We start from the raw sequence: 19,751 nt of genomic DNA on the forward strand, positions 1-19,751 counted from the left end.
TTATGCCAAGTGGTAGTGCAATTCGTGGAAGTCGAGTAGGCGCTGGACCTATGGGTGAAGCTGAGCGTGGTGATGCCGCTCCTCGGATTCTGATTTCCTACTTCTGCGCCCAAGGTCACGAGACTTCGCCAAGTTTCGCTCACGATGCAGAATTCCCAATCGAATGGGACTGCCCAAAGTGTGGTCTACCAGCTGGCCTAGATCGTGAAAACCCACCGCAGGAAATCAAGACCGAGCCTTACAAAACTCACTTGGCCTATGTTGAAGAGCGTCGTAATGAAGAAGACGGCCTTGAAGTTCTAGTAGAGGCAATGGCTCGCTTGCGCGGCAACTAACAAACTTTTGAAGTGGCTCTGGGGAAACTTGGGGCCACTTTTTTGTTTGCGGTGGGGGATTTGCCAGACGGATTACATCCAACCGACAGGGTGAACTCCCAGTAGGCAACTCCAAAGCCTGTGGATGAGTGACTTTCATATGGTTCTATAAGCAGTACTACTCTGAAATGCCTTTAATTCATAAGATTGGATCAGACAAATAGCGACTAAGAAAAAACAAGCCGTAGCAGTTCAGGCAGATCATTACACATATCGAATCTCTTGGTCGGCTCAAGACAGTGAATACATTGCAACAGTCATTGAATTCCCATCTTTGTCCTGGTGTTCTGATTCACGGGAATCTGCGCTCAATGGCCTCACCTCGGTAGTGGAAGAAGTATTGCGAGACCTGATTTCTGGAGGTGAGGAGATACCCAAGCCATGGGATGAACGAACATTCTCAGGCAAATTCAATTTGCGACTCGGTCCAGATCTGCACAAAAAGGTTGCCTTTGACGCCGCAGAGCGTCAGGAATCCATCAACACATACATCGTCAAACAACTTGGACAAGCAACCGCAGGGTAAGGCGAATTGGGTCCTGCCAATTATTCTCGAACGACCGAAGTTGATTAATTAGCGGCGAAGTCAGTTATGAGGCGAGTTTCAAATTTGCCATGCACACCACAAGCTGGAGTTTGAGCAATCATCTGCTCCGTAATCGGTTCATCGACCAGAATGTTGGCAACGGCCTGGGACTTAGCTTCGCCACAGGCCACAATCCAAACTTGGCGTGATGCATTGATAGTTGGGTAAGTCCAAGACACTCGAACTGGCGGTGGTTTAGGACTATCTGTAACTCCGACAACTGCTTCCGTTGAATACAGCGTATCTGAATGCGGGAAAATTGAGGCGACATGTCCATCTGGACCAAGTCCGATGATTGAGACATCCATCAACGTATTGTCGGCACAAAATCGCGTGGTGGTAGCAAGATGAAGTTCCTGCGCGTAAGCCGCTGCTGAAGCCTGAACATTTTCACTGGTTTCCGGACCAGCAACATGATGAACTTTGCCCAGGAAACTTTCAAGCAGTGGCTCCAAATTCAAATCGTTACGATCTTCGTGCCCGCGCGGAACATAGCGCTCGTCGCTGAACCAAAGGTGAAGTGTGCGAGTTTTTTGAACTACTGGGTTTGATAGTAAGGCGGCGTTGATAGCCACGCCAACTGTGCCACCGGTGAGTGCGATGTGCACATCCGCGCCCGCTGTCGACTTCGCGGAGATCAATTCAACCAGGTCAGCAACAACTGCATCGACAACTTCGTCAGGCGTTGGCAGGGAAGTGACTTGGATGTCGCCCATGACTACTTTGATTTCTTCTTCGGTTTTGCTGATGATGTAGCAGGTTTAGCTTTAGCCGAATCGGTCTTTGTCTTACTGCTAGCAGACTTAGCACTCGTCTTCGATTTGATTGGTGCTTTTGCTTTCTTCGCTTCACTCTTTGGCGTTGGATGCAACACAGCATCAACACCACGCAAGGCCTGCAAGTAAATCTCGTCAGGATCTAGTCGGCGAAGTTCCTCAGCCAAAAGTTCGGCCATGTTGCGTCGAGGCAGTGCAACAGGTGACTCCGGCGCGTTAGGAATAGAGAGTTGAGCCACGCGACCATCGGGACGAGACAGTGAAACCTCGCCCTGTGTGGTTTTTAGAACAACTTTTGTAATACCCGGCCCTTTGTCGTGCACAATTTTTGTCGGCACATGCAGGCGCTTGCGTAACCAACCGGCAAGTAACAAGGAACTCGCTAACCGTGCTTCGGAATGCACAACCACTTCTTGAACGCGACCAACAGGCTGATCTAACGCAGCGGCCAGCATTGATCGCCAAGGGGTTGTGCGGGTCCAGGCAATGTCGGTGTCACCTGGTTTGTAGTTGGATAACCGAATGCCAAGCTCTTGAATGTAGCTCGCTGTGTTGTTGGTGTCGGTAATGCGGCGCTGAGCGTGCATGCCAATGGGATCGGATGATGGGTTATCTGGTGCTTCACCCGGCCACCAGGCAACAACAGGTGTGTCAGGAAGCAATAGCGGAATAGCCACTGACCCTGCATGTTTAGCAAGCTCTCCATGTAGGCGGCAGGCTATAAGTTCGCCAGGACCTTCATCGCCACCAACTTGAATCTGGGCATCAAGATGAGCCGTGTCTCGACCAGGGCGTTCAATCAAAGCAATCACACGCATCGGATGCTCACGCGCTGCGATACTTGCCGCTGACAGAGCTTCGGCTTGGTGCATTTCGTCAGTCAGTATCAGCAGTGTGAGAACCATACCAACTGTAGGGCTACCCATACGGCGTCGCTCTTCGTTGATAGCCGCCGCAACAGCATTTGCTTGAGTGTTCTCTAAATTGATCATGGTCGGCGCCACATCCGACCATCGCGGGCCATCATTTCGTAAGCGCTTTGTGGGCCCCAACCACCGCTGTGATACTGCTCGGGTTGGCCACGCTTTGCCCAGCGTTCCAAAATTGGATCAAGAATTTTCCATTGAAGCTCAACTTCTGAATGACGCGGGAACAGCGGTGGGTCACCTAAAAGTACATCCAGAATCAAACGCTCGTACGCCTCTGGGCTTGCCTCGGTGAACGTGTCGCCGTAGGCAAAATCCATGTTGACGTCACGAACTTCAAGGGCGGTACCCGGAACTTTAGATCCGAATCGCACTGTCATGCCCTCATCTGGCTGAATCCGGAACACAATCACATTGTTACTAAGTTCCTGTGTTGCAGTTGAGCTAAACGGCAAATGCGGAGCACGTTTGAAAGTTACTGCTACTTCAGTCACACGCCGGCCCAATCGCTTGCCAGCACGCAAGTAGAACGGGACGCCAGCCCAGCGACGGTTATCGATATCTACGCGAATTGCAGCATAAGTTTCAGTGATCGAGTTGGGGTCAATGCCATCTTCTTCAAGGTAGCCTTTAACTTCAACTCCACCTTGCCAGCCGGCAGCGTACTGCCCGCGCGCACTATGTTTTTCGATGTCACGAGGGAGCACCAGAGCGCTGAGCACTTTTTCCTTCTCGATTCGTACCGAATCGGCGAGGAAAGAATTCGGTTCTTCCATCGCAGTAAGCGCTAGAAGTTGAAGTAAATGATTTTGGATTACGTCACGAGCTGCGCCAATCCCATCGTAGTAGCCAGCTCGACCACCGATGCCAATGTCTTCGGCCATTGTGATCTGCACGTGGTCTACATAGTTTGAATTCCAAATAGGTTCGTACATGGCATTGGCAAAGCGAATCGCCAACATATTCTGCACAGTTTCTTTGCCAAGGTAGTGGTCAATGCGGAAGACCGAGCCACTGTCGAAAACTGTGCCAACAACTTTATTTAGTTCGCGAGCACTCTGAGTGTCGTGACCAAACGGTTTCTCAATCACAACTCGCCGCCAGGCATCTTTGGCTGCATTTGCCAGTCCTGAGCGGCGAAGTTGATTAATCACATCTGGAAAAAGACCCGGCGGAATCGAAAGATAGAAAGCATGATTACCTTGGGTGCCACGAGTGGCGTCTAATTCGTCAACAACTCTGCGTAACTCGTCGAATGATTCATCACTGTGAAGATCCCCAGCAACAAAACGAATGCCTGATGCCAGTTGCTGCCAAACCTCCTCACGAAACTCAGTGCGGGCATGATCACGAACTGAGTCATGCACGATTTGCGCGAAGTCCTGGGTTTCCCAATCGCGTCTGGCAAAACCCACCAGGGCAAACCCTGGTGGCAGCAGCCCACGATTTGCAAGATCGTAGATTGCAGGCATCACTTTTTTACGAGCAAGGTCGCCAGTAACACCGAAAATGATTAGCGAACAAGGGCCAGCAACTCGGGGGAGCCTTCGGTCGTTTACATCACGTAATGGGTTGTTCACTTGGCACCCTGCAGCGCAGTTTCGATACTTGCAAGTAGCTGCTCCCAAGCAGCAATGAACTTACTTACTCCGTCAGTTTCAAGTTCTGTGAATACTGCGTCGGCTGAGACTCCAAGTTCAGCTAAATCAGCCCAAACTTGACGAGCAGTAGCGCTTGTGCCGGTTACAGTGTCACCACGCACAACGCCATGATCTGCCACGGCATTCAATGTGGCTTCGGGCATGGTGTTCACGGTGTTAGATGCAACAAGTTCAACAACATAACGAGTGTCTTCGTAAGTTGGGTCTTTTACGCCGGTTGAGGCCCAGAGTGGTCGCTGCACGTGGGCACCTTTACTTTGTAAATCCTTCCAGCGTTGCCCAGCGGTTACCTCTAGGAATGCCTGCCAAGCCAGGTGGGCGTTAGCAATCGCTGCTTTTCCGCGGACAGCTGCAGCCTGGGGTGTACCAAGTGCATCAAGTTCTTTGTCGACAAGAGTATCTACTCGACTAACAAAAAATGAAGCAACAGATTCGATCAAGCTAAGGTCGTGGCGATTAGCTTCGGCTTTCTCTAGGCCAGCTAGCCAAGCATCTAGCACTTGGAGGTAACGAGCTTGGGAGAAGATCAGAGTTACATTAACGCTGATTCCCGCAGCTAGAGTCTCTGTGATTGCTGGCAAACCTGCTCTGGTTGCGGGAATCTTGATCATGAGATTTGGTCTGTTTACTGCCAGCCAGAGTTCTTGTGCTTGCGCAATGGTGCCAGCGGTGTCATTAGCCAATCTCGGATCAACTTCAAGAGAAACACGACCGTCAACATGGCCAGACTTTTCCCAGACCGGTAGAAAGATATCGCAGGCTGCGCTCACATCATGCACTGTCAAGGCTCGTACTGCTTCCTCGGCTGATGCCCCGGAGATTGCAAGTTCTGCCAGTTGTGGCTGATATTCGGCCAAACCAGAAGTCATGGCCTTTTCAAATATGCTCGGGTTGGTTGTAACGCCGACAACACTCTTTGTATCGATTAGTTGTTGCAGGTTGCCAGACTCAATCCGGTGGCGATCTAGATCATCAATCCAAATAGATACTCCCGCTTCATACAGCGCGGCCAGTCGTTCATTTTGCATTTCTTACTTCGATTCATTAGTTACTAGTGCGGTTGCCGTTGCAACGATTGCTTCAGCGGTTAGTCCAAATTCACTGTAAAGCTTGCCTGCCGAAGCGGAGGCGCCAAAATGTTCAATACTGATTACCTCGCCACTATGGCCAACATATTTCCACCAGCCCTGTGCGATACCGGCTTCGATAGCCACTCGTGCCGAGACATAACTTGGCAAAACAGATTCGCGATATTCAGCGCTCTGTTCGTCAAACCACTCCAAACATGGTGCTGACACAACACGTGTACTAATGCCATCGGCTTCAAGCAGTTCGCGTGCTGCAATTGCGATGCTAACTTCGGAACCCGTTGCAATTAACACAACCTGTGGTGCAGACGAGCCATCAACGATTATGTAGGCTCCACGCTTAACTAGTTCGACATTTGTTGTGTGCGCGCTTTCTAAAACCGGCAGGTTCTGACGCGAAAGCGCTAAGGCGGCCGGCTTGTTGTTCTCGATTACCGCCTGCCAAACGCTTGTCGTTTCGTTGGCATCAGCTGGGCGAATAACCGCAAGGTTTGGAATCGCGCGAAGTGCCCAAAGGTGTTCAATCGGCTGATGGGTTGGACCATCTTCACCGACGCCAATTGAGTCGTGAGTCCACACATAAGTCACGGGCAAATCCATCAAGGCGGCTAGGCGGACAGCGCCACGCATGAAGTCGCTAAAGACCAAGAATGTCCCACCAAATGGGCGAGTTAGCCCACTAGTGGCAATTCCGTTCAAGATTGCACCCATTGCAAATTCGCGAATACCAAAATGCAGAATTCGCCCATGCGTGCTGGCATCAGGCATATCGCTAGATGCGGGCAAGAAAGACTTTCCACCCTCGATAACTGTTAGATTGCTCTCGCCCAAATCGGCGGAGCCACCCCAGAATTCTGGAAGGGCAGCAGCTATAGCCTGAATGACCTCGCTAGAAGCCTTACGAGTAGCAATCTCGGTACCAGAAGCGAACTTAGGCAAATCTTCGTGCCAGTTGGCAGGCAAGATTCGTGCTTTAAGGCGTTCAAGTAAAGCAGCTTTATCTGGGTTATCCGCTTGCCAGTGCACAAATCGTTCTTCCCAAGCAAGGCGCAATACCTGACCGCGGTCTGCAACGCTTCGAGTGTGCGCTAGAACTTCGGCCGGTACCACAAAACTTTCTGCTGGATCTACACCAAGCAGTGACTTAGTTGCGGCAACTTCAGCCTCACCCAACGCTGAGCCATGTACTTTTCCAGTGTTCTGCAAATTGGGAGCTGGCCAACCAATTATGTTTCGCACTCGAACAATGGTCGGACGGTCAGTTACTGCTGTTGCTCGGGTTAAGGCTGCATCGAGGCTTTTAATGTCTACGCTGCCATCGCTTGCCATGTCTACATGGTCCACATTCCAGCCGTAAGCGGTGTAGCGCGCTAACACATCCTCGCTAAATGACACCGCCGTGTCACCTTCGATTGAAATGTGATTGTCATCGTAAATCACTACTAGATTGCCAAGTTCTTGATGGCCAGCAAGTGAAGAAGCCTCAGAGGTAATACCTTCTTGCAAACAACCATCACCTGCAATTACCCAAATGCGATGATCAAAGATGCTGGTTCCAGTCGGTGCCGAATCATCAAGCAGGCCGCGTAGGTATCGGGCTTCCATGGCCATCCCAACGGCGCTGGCTAAGCCAGTGCCAAGCGGACCAGTTGTTAGTTCAACTCCTGCAGTGTGTCCAAATTCCGGATGACCGGGAGTTTGGCTATTCCAGGTACGAAATGACTTCAGATCATCCAAGTCAAGTCCATACCCAGAAAGGAAAAGCTGAATGTAAAGCGTCAGACTGCTGTGGCCATTTGAGAGCACGAATCGATCACGGCCAAGCCAGTGTGGATCAGTTGGATCGTGGCGGAGAAACTTTTGAAAGAGCAGGTAGGCAACTGGGGCTAAGCTCATGGCCGTGCCTGGGTGGCCGTTGCCAACCTTTTGCACACTGTCCATTGCCAGACATCGGGCGGTAACTACCGCTTGGTCATCAATTGGTTGCCACGAGAATTCGGTCACACCCTTTAGCGTAGTCAATAGGTCGCGCAGAATTACGGTGACATTGCCAAAGTTTGCCGGTCTTGGTCAGCGGTGAAGGTAAAGGGGACTGCCACTCAGAGCGAAGGTAGACTGAAGGAGTGTCAGCGGCTTCCACAAACAGTTCTTCCGAAGTTCGCGCATCGGCAAAATCTAGTCGGCTAGGCCGAATTGGTGCCTATGTTGCACTTACGAAACCCCGAATCATTGAACTGCTTTTAGTAACAACTATTCCCACGATGTTTCTTGCCGCCGACGGCTTTCCGCCTCTGGCACTTGTCTGCTGGACAGTATTCGGTGGTGCTTTAGCTGCTGCCGGCTCGAATGTACTCAACTGTTATTGGGATCGGGACATAGATGCGCTTATGCATCGCACCGAGAATCGTCCATCGGCTACGGGCGAGATTTCAGGAGCCAAGATTTTGACGTTTGGTGCACTGCTGTCTATTGCCTCCTTTGGGGTACTTTGGCTTAAAGTTAATTCTTTATCAGCTTGGCTCGGCTTAGGGGCGATTACCTTTTATGTTGTTGGCTACACGATGGTGCTGAAGCGCCGGACTGCACAAAACATCGTGTGGGGTGGGGCAGCAGGTTGTATGCCGGTGCTAATCGGTTGGGCAGCTGTTCAGAACAAATTGACCGTAGTGCCCTTGGTTCTTTTTCTCATCATTTTCTTTTGGACTCCGCCACACTATTGGCCGCTATCACTGCGCTATCGCGAAGACTACGCGCGAGCAGATATTCCGATGCTGCCAGTGGTTGCCAGCGATGAAAAAGTTGCAAACCAGATCATCGCTTACTCCTGGGTGATGGTTGCTGTTTCTTGGACTCTAAACTTGGCCGCCGACATGTCAATCGTTTATGACCTGGTAGCAATGACATTGGGTGGCTTCTTTTTGGCCGAGGGATATGCGCTTCGCACAAGAGTCAAAAATGGTGTAGCTGACCTTAAACCAATGCGACTATTTCACTGGTCCATAACATATCTCTCGCTGTTGTTCTTGATGATCGGATTAGATCCATTTATCAAGCAACTTCTGCCTTAGCTGGTAACTTTGGCGAAACTGTTAGAGCTAACAGGTGCAAAGTGCTAAGCCATAATACGCAAGCGCCCAAGACATGCAATGCCACTAGCACCCAAGGTAAGCCGGTGAAGTATTGGATGTAACCAATAGCGCCCTGAGCTAAACCAACAGCTAGCAAAATCAGTGAGCGCCTCAAGAAAATCCGATTCGAGTTGTTAGCCAGTACCGCCACAATTAAACCAATCAGAAGCCCAAAGAAGAGCTGCACAGCAGTTGCATGAACATGAGAGACGGTAACTGGGTCAAGGCCTAAGCGCGGAACATCTGCATTATCGCCAGCGTGCGGCCCAGTGCCGGTGACTAATGTGCCCAGGACAATGATCACAAGTACTAGCGCAGTGATTGCTTGGATCAAATACTTAACGGGCTTGGCGGTTGCATTACTTACTGCTTCATTTGCTTCACTGGCTCGAAGTAGGAGGAAGTAGGAAACGCAGATCAGGCCAGTCGAGACCAAAAAGTGAGCAGCAACAGTCAACGGGTGCAAACCAGTTAGAACTGTGATGCCACCAAGTACGGCTTGGAACAAAATCCCAGCAACCACCCCGAAGGCTAATTTGGTTAAATAAGGTCGGGTCGGTAACCCACCTGCCCTGCGCTGACGATTGATAAGTAAAACCGTGACAAGCGCCGCCAGTGCGATCAGCATCAGCACGCCAGTTAGTAATCGATTGCCAAACTCAACGTACTTGTGCCAAGACTCGGTTTGCGCGCTCGTAGGGGTAATCGAACCTGGGACACATTCGGGCCAGGTTGGGCAGCCAAGCCCCGAGGAGGTCACCCGGACAAGCGCCCCGGTAACCACAATTGCAGTCTGGGCAATCAAATTGGCACGCAAAATTCCACGCTGCCAGGCGGTTAAAACAAGAGGCACAGAGCAAGCCTACTGACTAACTTGCTCGGTCAAATCAGGCTAATGCCCTTAATTGGCGGTAATTCGGGAAATACGCAACAATGGAGTTGTGAAAATAACTAATTCAGGTGCCGGCAATGTAGCCCAGGCGCTCCTGCAACACGGAGCTATGACTCCGGTTGCTTTGGCTGAATTATTGAACCTGACAAGTGCAGCAATCCGGAAGCATCTGGATACCTTGACCGAGCAGGGTCTAGTTGAATTCAGCGAGCGAGCTCCGTACGGGCCAGGCGCATTGAATTCAAGTCGCGGTCGCGGTCGTCCGGCTCGAGTATTTTCGCTAACTGCAAAAGGTCGAGCTACTTTTGGTAAGCGCGAGGAGAGTATCGCACTTGCAGCCGTGAAATTCTTAGAACAAAAAGGCGGCGAAGCAGCAGTAATCGAATTCGCCGAGCAGCTAGCTGCCACATTTGCAGCAAATCATCCAGAAATAACTGCACAAAATTCGATGACCGATCGGGTGCACGCCTTGGTTGAAGCGTTGAACTCAGATGGCTACGCCTCCGACATCACTAAGGGCGCTGGGAATGCGGCACAAATTTGCCAGCACAACTGCCCAATAGGTGATGTAGCCGAACAGTACCCACAGATTTGCGAGGCCGAGCGGGCCATGTTCTCCGAGTTACTCGGTGTACATGTGACCAGACTTGCCACGATTGCAAAAGGAAATCCGATTTGTACCACCATGGTGCCAAATACCCGAAGGGAAACCGCATGACGACCCAACAAGAACAATTAGATGCGCTAGGCAATTATGAGTTCGGCTGGCACGATGCCGATGTCGCTGGTTCCAATGCAAAGCGTGGCATCAACGAGGAAGTCGTTCGAAACATCTCAGGTCTCAAAAGCGAGCCAGATTGGATGCTAGATTTACGCCTTCGCGGTCTTAACCTCTTTGGCAAAAAGCCAATGCCAAACTGGGGAAGTGACCTAACTGGTATTGATTTCGACAATATTAAATATTTTGTGCGCTCTACAGAGAAGCAGGCTTCAAGTTGGGAAGATTTACCAGACGATATCAAAAACACTTATGACCGTTTGGGCATCCCAGAAGCCGAGAAGCAGCGTCTGGTTGCAGGTGTTGCAGCTCAGTATGAAAGTGAAGTTGTTTATCACAAGATCCGCGAAGACTTAGAAGAACAAGGAGTCATCTTCGTCGACACTGATACCGGCTTGCGTGAGCACGAGGAATTGTTCCGCGAGTATTTTGGCACGGTAATTCCGGTTGGTGACAATAAGTTTGCTGCATTGAATACCGCCGTGTGGTCAGGCGGCTCATTTATTTATGTGCCGAAGGGTGTTCATGTCGAGATTCCACTTCAGGCCTATTTCCGAATCAACACCGAAAACATGGGACAGTTTGAGCGCACGCTGATCATTGTTGATGAAGACGCGTATGTGCACTACGTAGAAGGCTGCACCGCACCGATTTACAGCAGTGATTCATTACATTCCGCAGTTGTTGAGATTATCGTGAAAAAGGGTGCGCGTTGTCGTTACACCACAATTCAAAACTGGTCTAACAATGTTTACAACTTGGTAACCAAGCGGGCAGTAGCTCACGAAGGTGCAACCATGGAATGGGTTGACGGCAACATTGGTTCAAAGGTCACCATGAAGTACCCAGCCATTTGGTTACAAGGCCCGCATGCAAAAGGTGAGACGCTCTCTATCGCTTTTGCTGGTGAAGGTCAGCATCAAGATGCGGGGGCCAAGATGGTGCACGCAGCACCGTTTACCTCTTCGTCAATTATCAGTAAGTCTGTTGCTCGTGGCGGTGGTCGCACTTCATACCGTGGCTTGATTCAGGTTCTTGAAGGTTGCCATGGTTCAAAGAGCACGGTTAAGTGTGACGCGCTACTCGTTGACGACATCTCACGTTCAGACACCTACCCATACGTAGATGTTCGTGAAGATGATGTATCGCTAGGTCACGAAGCTTCTGTATCCAAAGTTTCCGAAGACCAATTGTTCTATTTGATGTCACGCGGCATGAATGAGGACGAAGCAATGGCCATGATTGTTCGAGGCTTCGTTGAGCCGATTGCACGCGAACTTCCAATGGAATATGCCCTCGAACTAAACCGGTTGATCGAGCTTCAAATGGAAGGCGCGGTCGGATAATCGTGACTGCTGTAACTGAACACGAAGTTTCGCTGGTCCCCGCTACGGACCATTCACCAGCCATTGTTTCGCTAGAGGTCACTGATTTTCCGGTTCCAACAGGACGGGAAGAAGAGTGGCGCTTCACTCCACTTAAACGCTTGGCTGGTCTGCACGAGTTAGTCACGCCAGAAGGCACAACTATTTGTGTTGTAGCTGATGTGTCTGATGGGGTTACCTTCTCGCCGACTGCAGTTAAATCGGATGAACGCCGAGGGTTTACTGATCGTGTTTCGGCGGCCGCCTGGAACAAAGTTGCTAGTGTTGCCCGCCTCGACATCGCAAAAAATGTCGAAGTAGATGCTCAGATAATCACCATTACTGGCAATGGTAGTTATCAATACGGGCAGCTCGACATCAACGCTGCCGCATTCTCAAAAGCGGTAGTAATCATCAATCATGTTGGTTCTGGCACAAATGTAATCAACTTAGATATCAACGTGGCTGACGGAGCAAACTTAACCGTTGTATCACTGCAGGACTGGGCTGACGATGCGGTACATGCTGGTCAGCATCGCATCTCAGTAGGTCGAGACAGTTCAGTCAAACATGTGGTGGTGACGCTCGGCGGTGATCTTGTTCGAATTCTGCCGAGTGTTCATTACACAGCGCCCGGTGGTTCTGTGGACCTGATTGGCCTGTATTTTGCCGGACCAGGACAACATGCTGAACAACGGCTTTTCGTTGATCACAGTGTGGAAAATTGTCGAAGCAATGTGATGTACAAAGGTGCGCTGAACGGCAAAGATGCCCACACTGTTTGGGTGGGCGATGTTTTAATTCGCTCGAATGCAATTGGAACTGACACCTATGAAATCAATCGCAATTTGGTACTAAGCGATGGCGGCCGGGCAGACTCAGTACCAAATCTGGAAATTGAAACTGGTGAGATTGCTGGCGCAGGGCATGCAAGCACTACTGGTCGCTTTGATGACGAGCAATTGTTCTATCTAGAATCTCGCGGTATTCCTGCCGACGAAGCTCGTCGCTTAGTACTGCGCGGGTTCTTTGAAGACCTGTTGAATCAGATTGCAGTTCCGGAAATCAATGACACTGTGCGTGAACGTTTGGAAACCAAGTTGGCAGGTGGTGCCTAATGTCACACAGTTCAATTGTAGGTAGGCTATCCGACTTTGCTGATGGAAAGCCACACAGAGTAACCGTGGATGATCTAGATGTTTGTGTTGTGCAGGTTGATGGGGAACTTCATGCCATTGACGACATCTGCACGCACGCTGAAGTTTCACTTAGTGAAGGCGATGTCATTAATTGCACCATTGAGTGCTGGATGCACGGAGCAATTTTCGATCTAAAGACCGGCGCGCCACTAGGCCCGCCTGCAACAACCCCAGTGCAGGTGCACACTGTCACACTTGCCGAAGGTGATGACCCAGAAGTTCAAATTACCCTCAACGAAACTAGGAGATAGCCATGTCCGTACTAGAAATCAAAAATCTTCAGGTGCAAGTCAGCACTGATGATGGACCTAAGGACATCCTGCGCGGCGTAGATCTAACAGTGCGAGCTGGTGAAACTCATGCGCTGATGGGCCCTAATGGTTCTGGCAAGTCCACACTTGCTTATGCCATAGCTGGACATCCAAAGTATGACATCGTTGGCGGCACCGTAACTCTAGACGGCGAAGATGTCTTGGAGATGAGCGTGGACGAACGGGCGCGCGCCGGCATGTTCCTAGCGATGCAGTATCCAGTTGAAGTTCCAGGCGTATCTATGTCTAACTTCTTGCGCACGGCTGCAACCGCAATTCGCGGCGAAGCTCCTAATCTGCGCAACTGGATTAAGGAAGTAAAAGGGGCAATGGCCGATCTGCAAATCGATGAAGTATTTGCAGAACGAAGCGTTAACGAGGGATTCTCAGGTGGTGAGCGTAAGCGAGCCGAGATTTTGCAGCTTGAGCTTCTGCAACCGAAAATCGCAATTTTGGATGAAACGGATTCGGGTCTAGATGTCGACGCCCTTCGAGTGGTGTCTACCGGCATAAATCGAGTTATCGAATCCGGCGACACAGGCGTGTTGCTGATCACCCACTTCACTCGGATTCTTAGTTATGTTAAGCCTGATTTCGTTCATGTGTTCTACGATGGTCGAATCGTTCGTGAAGGTGGACCAGAGTTGGCTGCCGAGATCGAAGAGAACGGTTACGCGCAGTACGTCACTGCTTAAATATGTCGGTGCTTGATGTCGCAGCTATCCGCAAAGATTTTCCAATCTTGGCGCGGACAGTTCGTGATGGCAAAAAACTTATTTATCTAGACAGTGGAGCAACTTCCCAGAAACCTACTTCAGTACTAGATGCCGAGCGCAATTTCTATGAAACACACAATGCTGCAGTTCACCGAGGAGCTCATCAGCTAGCAGAGGAAGCAACTATAGCCTTTGAAAAAGCTAGGCAGAACATTGCCGCATTTATCGGCGCACAAGCAAACGATCTAATCTTCACTAAGAACGCTACTGAGGCAATCAACCTAATCGCCTACAGTTTTGTGAATGCAACTTTGAAGCAACTCAGGGGAGAGACGCTTCCGGCAGGTGCTGAGCGGTTCGTTTTAGTCGAAGGCGACGAAGTTGTTGTCACTGAAATGGAACATCACTCCAACCTGGTGCCATGGCAAGAGTTATGTGCAAAAACTGGTGCAGTACTGAAATGGATTGGTCTAACAGATGATGGTCGGTTGAACTACTCTGACTTAACTACGGTTATCACGCCCCGCACCAAAGTTGTCAGTTTTACTCATCAATCTAATTTGTTGGGGTCAATCAACGACGTTGCCAAAATAACTGCCGCTGCCCGGGCAGTCGATGCCATAGTCGTATTGGACGCCTGCCAAAGCATTCCGCATATGCCAGTTGCAGTTTCCGAACTCGATGTTGATTTCATTACATGGAGTGGACACAAGATGCTCGGGCCCATGGGTATTGGCTGTTTGTGGGGACGATCTGAGTTGTTAGCTAGCCTTCCACCTTTTATTTCTGGTGGGTCAATGATCGAGACAGTAACAATGGAGGCCTCTACATTTGCGCCACCTCCACAGCGCTTTGAGGCTGGCGTTCCAATGGCTGCCCAAGCTGTAGCACTCTCGGCAGCGGTCGATTATCTGCAAGCTATCGGGATGGATAAAGTTGCTTCCCACGAGCACGAATTAACAAAGGTTGCACTCGCTACTTTAGGCGACATCGACGGGGTGCGGATTCTCGGACCTACTGATTTCACTGATCGAGGGTCAGCGGTTTCATTTGTTGTCGAAGGAATCCATCCGCATGATGTAGGCCAAGTGCTAGACAGCCTTGGAATCGCAGTAAGAGTTGGCCATCACTGTGCTTGGCCAGTGTGTCGCCGTTACGAGGTCCCGGCAACCACGCGAGCAACTTTTTATGTTTACAACGATTTAGCAGACATCCATGCACTTGCAGACGGAATTAGGCAAGCTCAGGAATTTTTCGGGAGTAATTGATGCAGTTAGAACAGATGTATCAGGAAATTATTCTGGATCATTACAAACATCCCCATGGCAAGGGGCTAGCCGATAATTTCACCGCCCAAGTCCACCATGTGAATCCAACCTGTGGGGATGAGATTACGCTCCAAATAACCCGAGATCCCGCGGATGGGCAAAAACTCCTAGTCAGTTATCAAAATCAAGGGTGTTCAATCAGTCAGGCCTCTGCCTCGATTTTGTTTGATCAGCTCAATGGTCAAACTCTGCCAACTGGTGAACTCGCTGTCGGACATCTGGTGGCTATGTTGCAGCGGATGGAGGAGCCAAATGAAGAGATTTTGGGCGACGGGATTGCCTTGGTGGGAGTTGCCCAATATCCCGCTAGGGTTAAATGTGCGCTACTTGCGTGGATGGCATGGAAAGACGCCGCCATTCAAGCTTTAGGTCAAAACCAGGCAACAGTGGGGGAAAAATGACGATGGAACCAATGAACTCCGAGGATGTACTGGAGTTGATGCGTGATGTAGTCGATCCTGAGTTGGGCATCAATGTTGTTGACCTTGGATTGGTTTATGACGTCGAGGTTGACTCTGCAAATGTTGCGACTATCAACATGACGCTCACCTCAGCAGCCTGTCCATTAACCGATGTTATCGAGGATCAAACTCGCGCAGCACTCGATGGTCATCTTTCCGATTTCAAATTGAACTGGGTTTGGATGCCTCCTTGGGGTCCAGACAAGATAACAGATGACGGCCGAGAAATGCTTCGTGCCTTAGGGTTCAATATCTAAAATGCTGAACCTCTTTATGCCTCTACTGAACTAATGCGATCACATTAGTTGTTTTCCATTTTCTATCCTCAGAGGTATTTATGATTCAAGTCACTGATATTGAGTTGCGTGCGGGCGCAGAGCTTTTGCTCGCTGGCGCTACTTTTCGAATTGATGCCGGCGATAAAGTTGGCCTAGTTGGCCGCAACGGCGCAGGCAAAACAACCCTGACTAAAGTCCTTGCCGGTCAGAGTCAACCGGCAGCTGGGCAGGTTGTCGCTGGCGGCACCGTGGGCTATTTGCCACAAGACCCGCGCACCGGCGACCTTGATGTTATTGCGCGGGACCGAATACTAAGCGCTCGTGGATTAGATCAGATTATTTCTAGGATGCGTCAACTTGAGATCGACATGGCTAGCGATGACGAGGCCATTCGTGAAAAGGCTATGCGCAAGTACACAACAGCGGAAGCGCAGTTTCAAACGGCTGGCGGTTATGCTGCCGAAAGTGAGGCTGCTGCACTGGCTGGAGCACTCGGTCTTTCACCTGCGGCTTTGACGCAGACTTTGAACACCCTTTCGGGCGGTCAGCGGCGACGGATTGAATTGGCTCGAATTTTGTTCAGTGGTGCAGACACCTTGCTCCTGGATGAGCCGACTAACCACTTAGATGCCGATTCAATCGTCTGGTTGCGCTCATTTCTTGCTAATCATTCTGGTGGACTGATTGTGATAAGTCACGATGTCGAACTTTTGCAAGCCACCGTAAATAGAGTATTTCACTTGGATGCCAATCGTCAGGTTCTGGATGTCTACAACGTTGGCTGGAAGAAATATTTGGAAGCTCGAGAATCGGACGAACGACGGCGAAAACGTGAGCGGGCTAATGCAGAACGAACTGCTAGTGCCCTGCAATTCCAGGCAGACAAAATGCGAGCGAAAGCCAGCAAGGCTAAAGCCGCCCAAAGTATGCAAAAACGAGCCAATAAATTACTTGAGGGTCTAGAAGCTGAGCGGGCGTCAGATCGAGTAGCGAAACTCAGATTTCCAACGCCAGCTCCTTGCGGTAAAACTCCACTGATGGCCACTGGCCTCAGTCGCTCATATGGATCACTCGAAATATTTACCGATGTTGATCTGGCCATAGACCGCGGATCTCGGGTAGTGGTACTTGGATTAAACGGAGCTGGAAAAACTACACTGCTTCGGATTTTGGCAGGGGTAGACCAACCTGATACCGGACAACTAGAACCTGGCCACGGTTTGAAGATTGGCTACTACGCCCAAGAGCACGAAACTCTGGATGAAGATCGCACAGTCCTGGAGAACATGACATCAGTTGCAGCCAATCTTTCGGATGCACAAATTCGAAGTGTGCTTGGTTCTTTTCTTTTTTCTGGAGACGCGGTGAGTAAGCCAGCTGGCGTACTCTCAGGCGGTGAAAAAACGCGATTGAGTTTGGCAATGTTAGTTGTCGGGTCAGCTAATGTGTTATTGCTCGATGAGCCAACCAACAACTTAGACCCAGCTAGCCGAGCCGAGATTTTGGATGCGCTAGGCACATTCGAAGGAGCAGTTGTCTTGGTCACACACGATGAGGGAGCGGTAACCGCACTCAAACCAGAACGCGTGCTTCTCCTGCCAGATGGCGTAGAAGATTTGTGGAATGAAGATTATTTAGACTTGATTGCCTTGGCCTAGTAGGTATGGCTACGTATTCACTAGGCCAAGGCAAAGTAGTTAATCGCGGTTGAGAATTGCCAATAAGCGCAGAAGTTCGGTGTAAAGCCATACCAGAGATACGGTAAGTCCGAAGGCCAAGCGCCATGATTCCCGCTGCTCCACGCCCTGGGCTAGGGCATTAGTGATGACTTCAAAGTCGACCACGAGGGAAAAGGCCGCTAATCCAACACCAGCAACACACAGGAGTAGGCCAATCTGACCAACTCCATTGAAACCCCAACCTTGCCCGACGCCAAAGAAACTGGCTACGAGTGATCCGATCGCAATGGCGAAATAGGAGAACATAGCAATACTGAACATCTTCATGAACTTGCCGTTCACTTTGATGATCTTTGACTGATACAGCCCCAACATGATGGCAAATACTGTCATGGTGCCTATGAGTGCCTGCTGTGCGATTCCTGGCCCGTAGGCAGTGTCCATCCAGCGGCTAATTCCACCCAGAGCCACACCTTCAACCGCGCCATAGAGTAAAACTAAGGCGGGGGAAACTTGCTTCTTGAAAGTGTTTACCAGCGAAAGGACGAGGGCGAGGGCGAAGGACCCTAGGACGATAATTGGACTGTTCGCCGCCTGCACCCAGCCGAAAACTGCGCCTACGATGACCAAGCCGAAAACCTTGGCGCTATTCGTGATGACATCCACGAGTGTGGCTTGTCCGGCTAACTGGCCGCCATTTACAATGCGGGCTAATTCTTCATCGGATACGACTGGGGCCTTAATTTTTTTCAAGACAGGATTACGTGAATCCATCTAATTGACTCCTAAGAGGGTTGAGAACTTGTGTTTACTTTACCCAGAAATGCAGGTTTTACACCTCTAGTCGTGGGCCGTTTTGTTACGATCTTGTAATTCTTTACGAACCAAAATAGCCCAGCCAATTAGAGTCATAATGGCGAAGAATATCCACTGCCAGGCGTAAGAGCGGTGCGGTCCCTCAGAGATTTCTGGGGCAAGGATTGGCTGGAGATCTGGAGTAAGTGCTTGCGGCGTGCTCGCTGTTAATTCCAGATAGGCATTGGACACAAGATTAGCACCGTCTAAGACTTCATCGGGTTGAATGCCATCCACCTGGCCAGTAGGTAAATCCGTGGGCTTGTCGGATTTACGATCTTTGGTCAATCTAACTCGCCCTAGTAGTTCGCAAGATCCAACAGGTGGTCGTTGCACTATTGGGCTATCAGTAGCGGAACCTGATGCCGGTATCCAGCCGCGGTTGACCAGTACTTGCACCCCGCTGGTGGCTACAAATGGGGTGAGGACCCAGAATCCCAGATTCGATTCATAAGATTGTTTGCGAACCAAAACCTGCTTGTCTGTTAGCCAAGTACCGACCACATCTACTGTGCGCCACTGGTAGCTAGCGTCAATTGTCGTAGTTGAATTTGAGACAGTTACCAAATCTTCTAGGGCCACTGGATCCAGTCTCTGATTTTTCACAATGATGGAATTGCTCTGCTCTCGTTGGTGCAAGCGTCGCCATTGCCACTGCGAGAGTTCCCAAAAAGCGGGCTGTAATAGCAACGCGACAAGGGTGACTGCCAGCCACTTGGGCGCGAGCAGAAACCGAAACACCTAGCCAGATTACTGTTCTACATCCGTGGAACTTGTAATTGCCTTACTGCTCGATCGAGAAAAAGCAGTTGGCATTGCAACAAGTCCACGTTCGCGACCAGCATTGGCAAGGACCACGCACAGATATGGGAGCAAAATTGCGCCCGCCACCAAAACCCAGCGCAGGGCTCCATCTGCCACTATCGCACCTACGAAACAAAGAGTGCGCATCCCCATGCCCACTAGATAAGTGCGCTGGCGCCGCTTCTGCTCTTCTGATGTGCCAGACTGCACCTCAGTAATCGCATACACTTCCGGTTCAGTCGCCATAAGTCACCTTCAAAACAGATTTACTACCTCTAGGCTACGGTCATAAGTAATAAATAGCATCTGGGAGATAGCATGGCTGATCGCACATATCGCATCACTGAGATAGTTGGCACATCGCCCGAAAGCGTTGATAAAGCCATCCGCAATGGAATTAATCGAGCTTCACAAACTTTGCGACATTTAGACTGGTTCGAAGTCACTGAAATTCGAGGCAACATCACTGATGGTGAGATTGCTCACTTTCAGGTCGGCATGAAAGTGGGTTTTCGTCTAGAAGACGCCTAAAGGTTAGCCAATCGTG

22 protein-coding genes are annotated in these 19,751 nt (G+C 50.3%); 13 read left to right on the forward strand and 9 right to left on the reverse strand.

Going from position 1 to position 19,751, the window contains the following annotated elements; translation table 11 throughout:
* The first annotated feature begins 2 nt into the window (after nucleotides 1-2).
* Nucleotides 3-335 (forward strand): RNA polymerase-binding protein RbpA, encoded by a 333-nt coding sequence (locus EBS36_01220; protein ID NBU31780.1) that lies wholly within the window; start codon nucleotides 3-5, stop codon nucleotides 333-335.
* Between the two features lie 199 nt (nucleotides 336-534).
* On the forward strand, nucleotides 535-900 hold the full coding sequence (locus tag EBS36_01225) for a toxin-antitoxin system HicB family antitoxin (protein ID NBU31781.1): 366 nt from the start codon (nucleotides 535-537) through the stop codon (nucleotides 898-900).
* A gap of 44 nt (nucleotides 901-944) precedes the next feature.
* Here the strand turns inward: EBS36_01225 and pgl are convergent, their stop codons facing one another.
* Genes pgl through EBS36_01250 form a run of 5 tightly spaced genes read right to left on the reverse strand, consistent with a single transcriptional unit; the run spans nucleotide 945 to nucleotide 7,415 of the window.
* Nucleotides 945-1,676 (reverse strand): 6-phosphogluconolactonase, encoded by a 732-nt coding sequence (gene pgl, locus EBS36_01230; protein ID NBU31782.1) that lies wholly within the window; start codon nucleotides 1,674-1,676, stop codon nucleotides 945-947.
* Nucleotides 1,677-1,678: 2 nt separating this feature from the next.
* Complete coding sequence (locus EBS36_01235; protein NBU31783.1) at nucleotides 1,679-2,728, reverse strand: hypothetical protein; 1,050 nt, start codon at nucleotides 2,726-2,728, stop codon at nucleotides 1,679-1,681.
* Nucleotides 2,725-4,242 carry a glucose-6-phosphate dehydrogenase gene (locus EBS36_01240; protein NBU31784.1) on the reverse strand — a complete coding sequence of 506 codons (1,518 nt, stop codon included), beginning with the start codon at nucleotides 4,240-4,242 and terminating at the stop codon, nucleotides 2,725-2,727. The genes EBS36_01235 and EBS36_01240 overlap by 4 nt, the downstream gene beginning before the upstream one ends.
* Nucleotides 4,239-5,351: a transaldolase gene (gene tal, locus EBS36_01245; GenBank protein ID NBU31785.1), complete on the reverse strand. Its 1,113-nt coding sequence runs from the start codon at nucleotides 5,349-5,351 to the stop codon at nucleotides 4,239-4,241. Before tal ends, EBS36_01240 begins: the two co-directional genes overlap by 4 nt.
* Before the next feature lie 3 nt (nucleotides 5,352-5,354).
* Nucleotides 5,355-7,415 carry a transketolase gene (locus EBS36_01250; GenBank protein NBU31786.1) on the reverse strand — a complete coding sequence of 687 codons (2,061 nt, stop codon included), beginning with the start codon at nucleotides 7,413-7,415 and terminating at the stop codon, nucleotides 5,355-5,357.
* 119 nt (nucleotides 7,416-7,534) lie between these two features.
* Between EBS36_01250 and EBS36_01255 the strand changes: the two genes are divergently transcribed.
* Nucleotides 7,535-8,479 carry a protoheme IX farnesyltransferase gene (locus tag EBS36_01255; GenBank protein NBU31787.1) on the forward strand — a complete coding sequence of 315 codons (945 nt, stop codon included), beginning with the start codon at nucleotides 7,535-7,537 and terminating at the stop codon, nucleotides 8,477-8,479.
* Here EBS36_01255 and EBS36_01260 read toward each other — a convergent pair.
* A complete protein-coding gene (locus tag EBS36_01260) occupies nucleotides 8,460-9,392 on the reverse strand; it encodes a heme A synthase (protein ID NBU31788.1) in 933 nt (310 codons plus the stop codon). The two genes, EBS36_01255 and EBS36_01260, sit on opposite strands and share 20 nt — an antisense overlap.
* 88 nt (nucleotides 9,393-9,480) lie before the next feature.
* On the opposite strand from EBS36_01260, the gene EBS36_01265 reads away from it, so the two are divergent.
* The 9 genes from EBS36_01265 to EBS36_01305 all read left to right on the forward strand — a co-directional run bounded on the left by EBS36_01265 (nucleotide 9,481) and on the right by EBS36_01305 (nucleotide 17,524).
* On the forward strand, nucleotides 9,481-10,149 hold the full coding sequence (locus EBS36_01265) for a winged helix-turn-helix transcriptional regulator (GenBank protein NBU31789.1): 669 nt from the start codon (nucleotides 9,481-9,483) through the stop codon (nucleotides 10,147-10,149).
* Complete coding sequence (sufB, locus tag EBS36_01270; protein NBU31790.1) at nucleotides 10,146-11,555, forward strand: Fe-S cluster assembly protein SufB; 1,410 nt, start codon at nucleotides 10,146-10,148, stop codon at nucleotides 11,553-11,555. Before EBS36_01265 ends, sufB begins: the two co-directional genes overlap by 4 nt.
* The gene (sufD, locus tag EBS36_01275) at nucleotides 11,552-12,691 is read left to right on the forward strand and encodes a Fe-S cluster assembly protein SufD (protein NBU31791.1); all 1,140 of its coding nucleotides are present in this window, start codon (nucleotides 11,552-11,554) and stop codon (nucleotides 12,689-12,691) included. Before sufB ends, sufD begins: the two co-directional genes overlap by 4 nt.
* The gene (locus EBS36_01280) at nucleotides 12,691-13,023 is read left to right on the forward strand and encodes a non-heme iron oxygenase ferredoxin subunit (protein ID NBU31792.1); all 333 of its coding nucleotides are present in this window, start codon (nucleotides 12,691-12,693) and stop codon (nucleotides 13,021-13,023) included. The genes sufD and EBS36_01280 overlap by 1 nt, the downstream gene beginning before the upstream one ends.
* Nucleotides 13,024-13,025: 2 nt before the next feature.
* Nucleotides 13,026-13,778, forward strand: a complete 753-nt coding sequence (sufC, locus tag EBS36_01285; protein NBU31793.1) for a Fe-S cluster assembly ATPase SufC — start codon at nucleotides 13,026-13,028, stop codon at nucleotides 13,776-13,778.
* Between the two features lie 2 nt (nucleotides 13,779-13,780).
* Nucleotides 13,781-15,067, forward strand: coding sequence for a SufS family cysteine desulfurase (sufS, locus tag EBS36_01290; GenBank protein ID NBU31794.1), 1,287 nt, complete (start codon nucleotides 13,781-13,783; stop codon nucleotides 15,065-15,067).
* A complete protein-coding gene (locus tag EBS36_01295; protein ID NBU31795.1) occupies nucleotides 15,067-15,528 on the forward strand; it encodes an SUF system NifU family Fe-S cluster assembly protein in 462 nt (153 codons plus the stop codon). The genes sufS and EBS36_01295 overlap by 1 nt, the downstream gene beginning before the upstream one ends.
* Complete coding sequence (locus tag EBS36_01300; protein ID NBU31796.1) at nucleotides 15,525-15,845, forward strand: metal-sulfur cluster assembly factor; 321 nt, start codon at nucleotides 15,525-15,527, stop codon at nucleotides 15,843-15,845. The genes EBS36_01295 and EBS36_01300 overlap by 4 nt, the downstream gene beginning before the upstream one ends.
* Before the next feature lie 80 nt (nucleotides 15,846-15,925).
* Nucleotides 15,926-17,524, forward strand: coding sequence for an ABC transporter ATP-binding protein (locus EBS36_01305; GenBank protein NBU31797.1), 1,599 nt, complete (start codon nucleotides 15,926-15,928; stop codon nucleotides 17,522-17,524).
* 39 nt (nucleotides 17,525-17,563) lie between these two features.
* Here the strand turns inward: EBS36_01305 and EBS36_01310 are convergent, their stop codons facing one another.
* From EBS36_01310 to EBS36_01320, 3 genes are all read right to left on the reverse strand, one after another.
* Complete coding sequence (locus EBS36_01310) at nucleotides 17,564-18,319, reverse strand: Bax inhibitor-1/YccA family protein (protein ID NBU31798.1); 756 nt, start codon at nucleotides 18,317-18,319, stop codon at nucleotides 17,564-17,566.
* 66 nt (nucleotides 18,320-18,385) lie between these two features.
* A complete protein-coding gene (locus EBS36_01315; protein NBU31799.1) occupies nucleotides 18,386-19,141 on the reverse strand; it encodes an SURF1 family protein in 756 nt (251 codons plus the stop codon).
* 9 nt (nucleotides 19,142-19,150) lie between these two features.
* Nucleotides 19,151-19,450 carry a DUF3099 domain-containing protein gene (locus EBS36_01320; protein NBU31800.1) on the reverse strand — a complete coding sequence of 100 codons (300 nt, stop codon included), beginning with the start codon at nucleotides 19,448-19,450 and terminating at the stop codon, nucleotides 19,151-19,153.
* A 72-nt stretch (nucleotides 19,451-19,522) separates the two neighbouring features.
* Here EBS36_01320 and EBS36_01325 point away from each other — a divergent pair, with 72 nt between their 5' ends.
* Complete coding sequence (locus tag EBS36_01325) at nucleotides 19,523-19,735, forward strand: dodecin domain-containing protein (protein ID NBU31801.1); 213 nt, start codon at nucleotides 19,523-19,525, stop codon at nucleotides 19,733-19,735.
* Nucleotides 19,736-19,751: the final 16 nt, after the last annotated feature.

The sequence above is a fragment of the Actinomycetota bacterium genome (genome assembly GCA_009923495.1).
Lineage (GTDB): Bacteria > Actinomycetota > Actinomycetes > S36-B12 > UBA5976 > UBA5976.

Excerpts from the sequence above, each read along its gene's own strand:
- sufS (NBU31794.1), top strand. The coding sequence starts at position 13,781 with ATGTCGGTGCTTGATGTCGCAGCTATCCGCAAAGATTTTCCAATCTTG.
- EBS36_01325 (NBU31801.1), top strand. The coding sequence starts at position 19,523 with ATGGCTGATCGCACATATCGCATCACTGAGATAGTTGGCACATCGCCC.
- EBS36_01220 (NBU31780.1), top strand. The coding sequence starts at position 3 with ATGCCAAGTGGTAGTGCAATTCGTGGAAGTCGAGTAGGCGCTGGACCT.
- EBS36_01320 (NBU31800.1), bottom strand. The coding sequence starts at position 19,450 with ATGGCGACTGAACCGGAAGTGTATGCGATTACTGAGGTGCAGTCTGGC.
- sufB (NBU31790.1), top strand. The coding sequence starts at position 10,146 with ATGACGACCCAACAAGAACAATTAGATGCGCTAGGCAATTATGAGTTC.
- EBS36_01235 (NBU31783.1), bottom strand. The coding sequence starts at position 2,728 with ATGATCAATTTAGAGAACACTCAAGCAAATGCTGTTGCGGCGGCTATC.
- EBS36_01300 (NBU31796.1), top strand. The coding sequence starts at position 15,525 with ATGACGATGGAACCAATGAACTCCGAGGATGTACTGGAGTTGATGCGT.
- sufC (NBU31793.1), top strand. The coding sequence starts at position 13,026 with ATGTCCGTACTAGAAATCAAAAATCTTCAGGTGCAAGTCAGCACTGAT.
- pgl (NBU31782.1), bottom strand. The coding sequence starts at position 1,676 with ATGGGCGACATCCAAGTCACTTCCCTGCCAACGCCTGACGAAGTTGTC.
- EBS36_01295 (NBU31795.1), top strand. The coding sequence starts at position 15,067 with ATGCAGTTAGAACAGATGTATCAGGAAATTATTCTGGATCATTACAAA.
- EBS36_01305 (NBU31797.1), top strand. The coding sequence starts at position 15,926 with ATGATTCAAGTCACTGATATTGAGTTGCGTGCGGGCGCAGAGCTTTTG.
- EBS36_01280 (NBU31792.1), top strand. The coding sequence starts at position 12,691 with ATGTCACACAGTTCAATTGTAGGTAGGCTATCCGACTTTGCTGATGGA.
- tal (NBU31785.1), bottom strand. The coding sequence starts at position 5,351 with ATGCAAAATGAACGACTGGCCGCGCTGTATGAAGCGGGAGTATCTATT.
- EBS36_01310 (NBU31798.1), bottom strand. The coding sequence starts at position 18,319 with ATGGATTCACGTAATCCTGTCTTGAAAAAAATTAAGGCCCCAGTCGTA.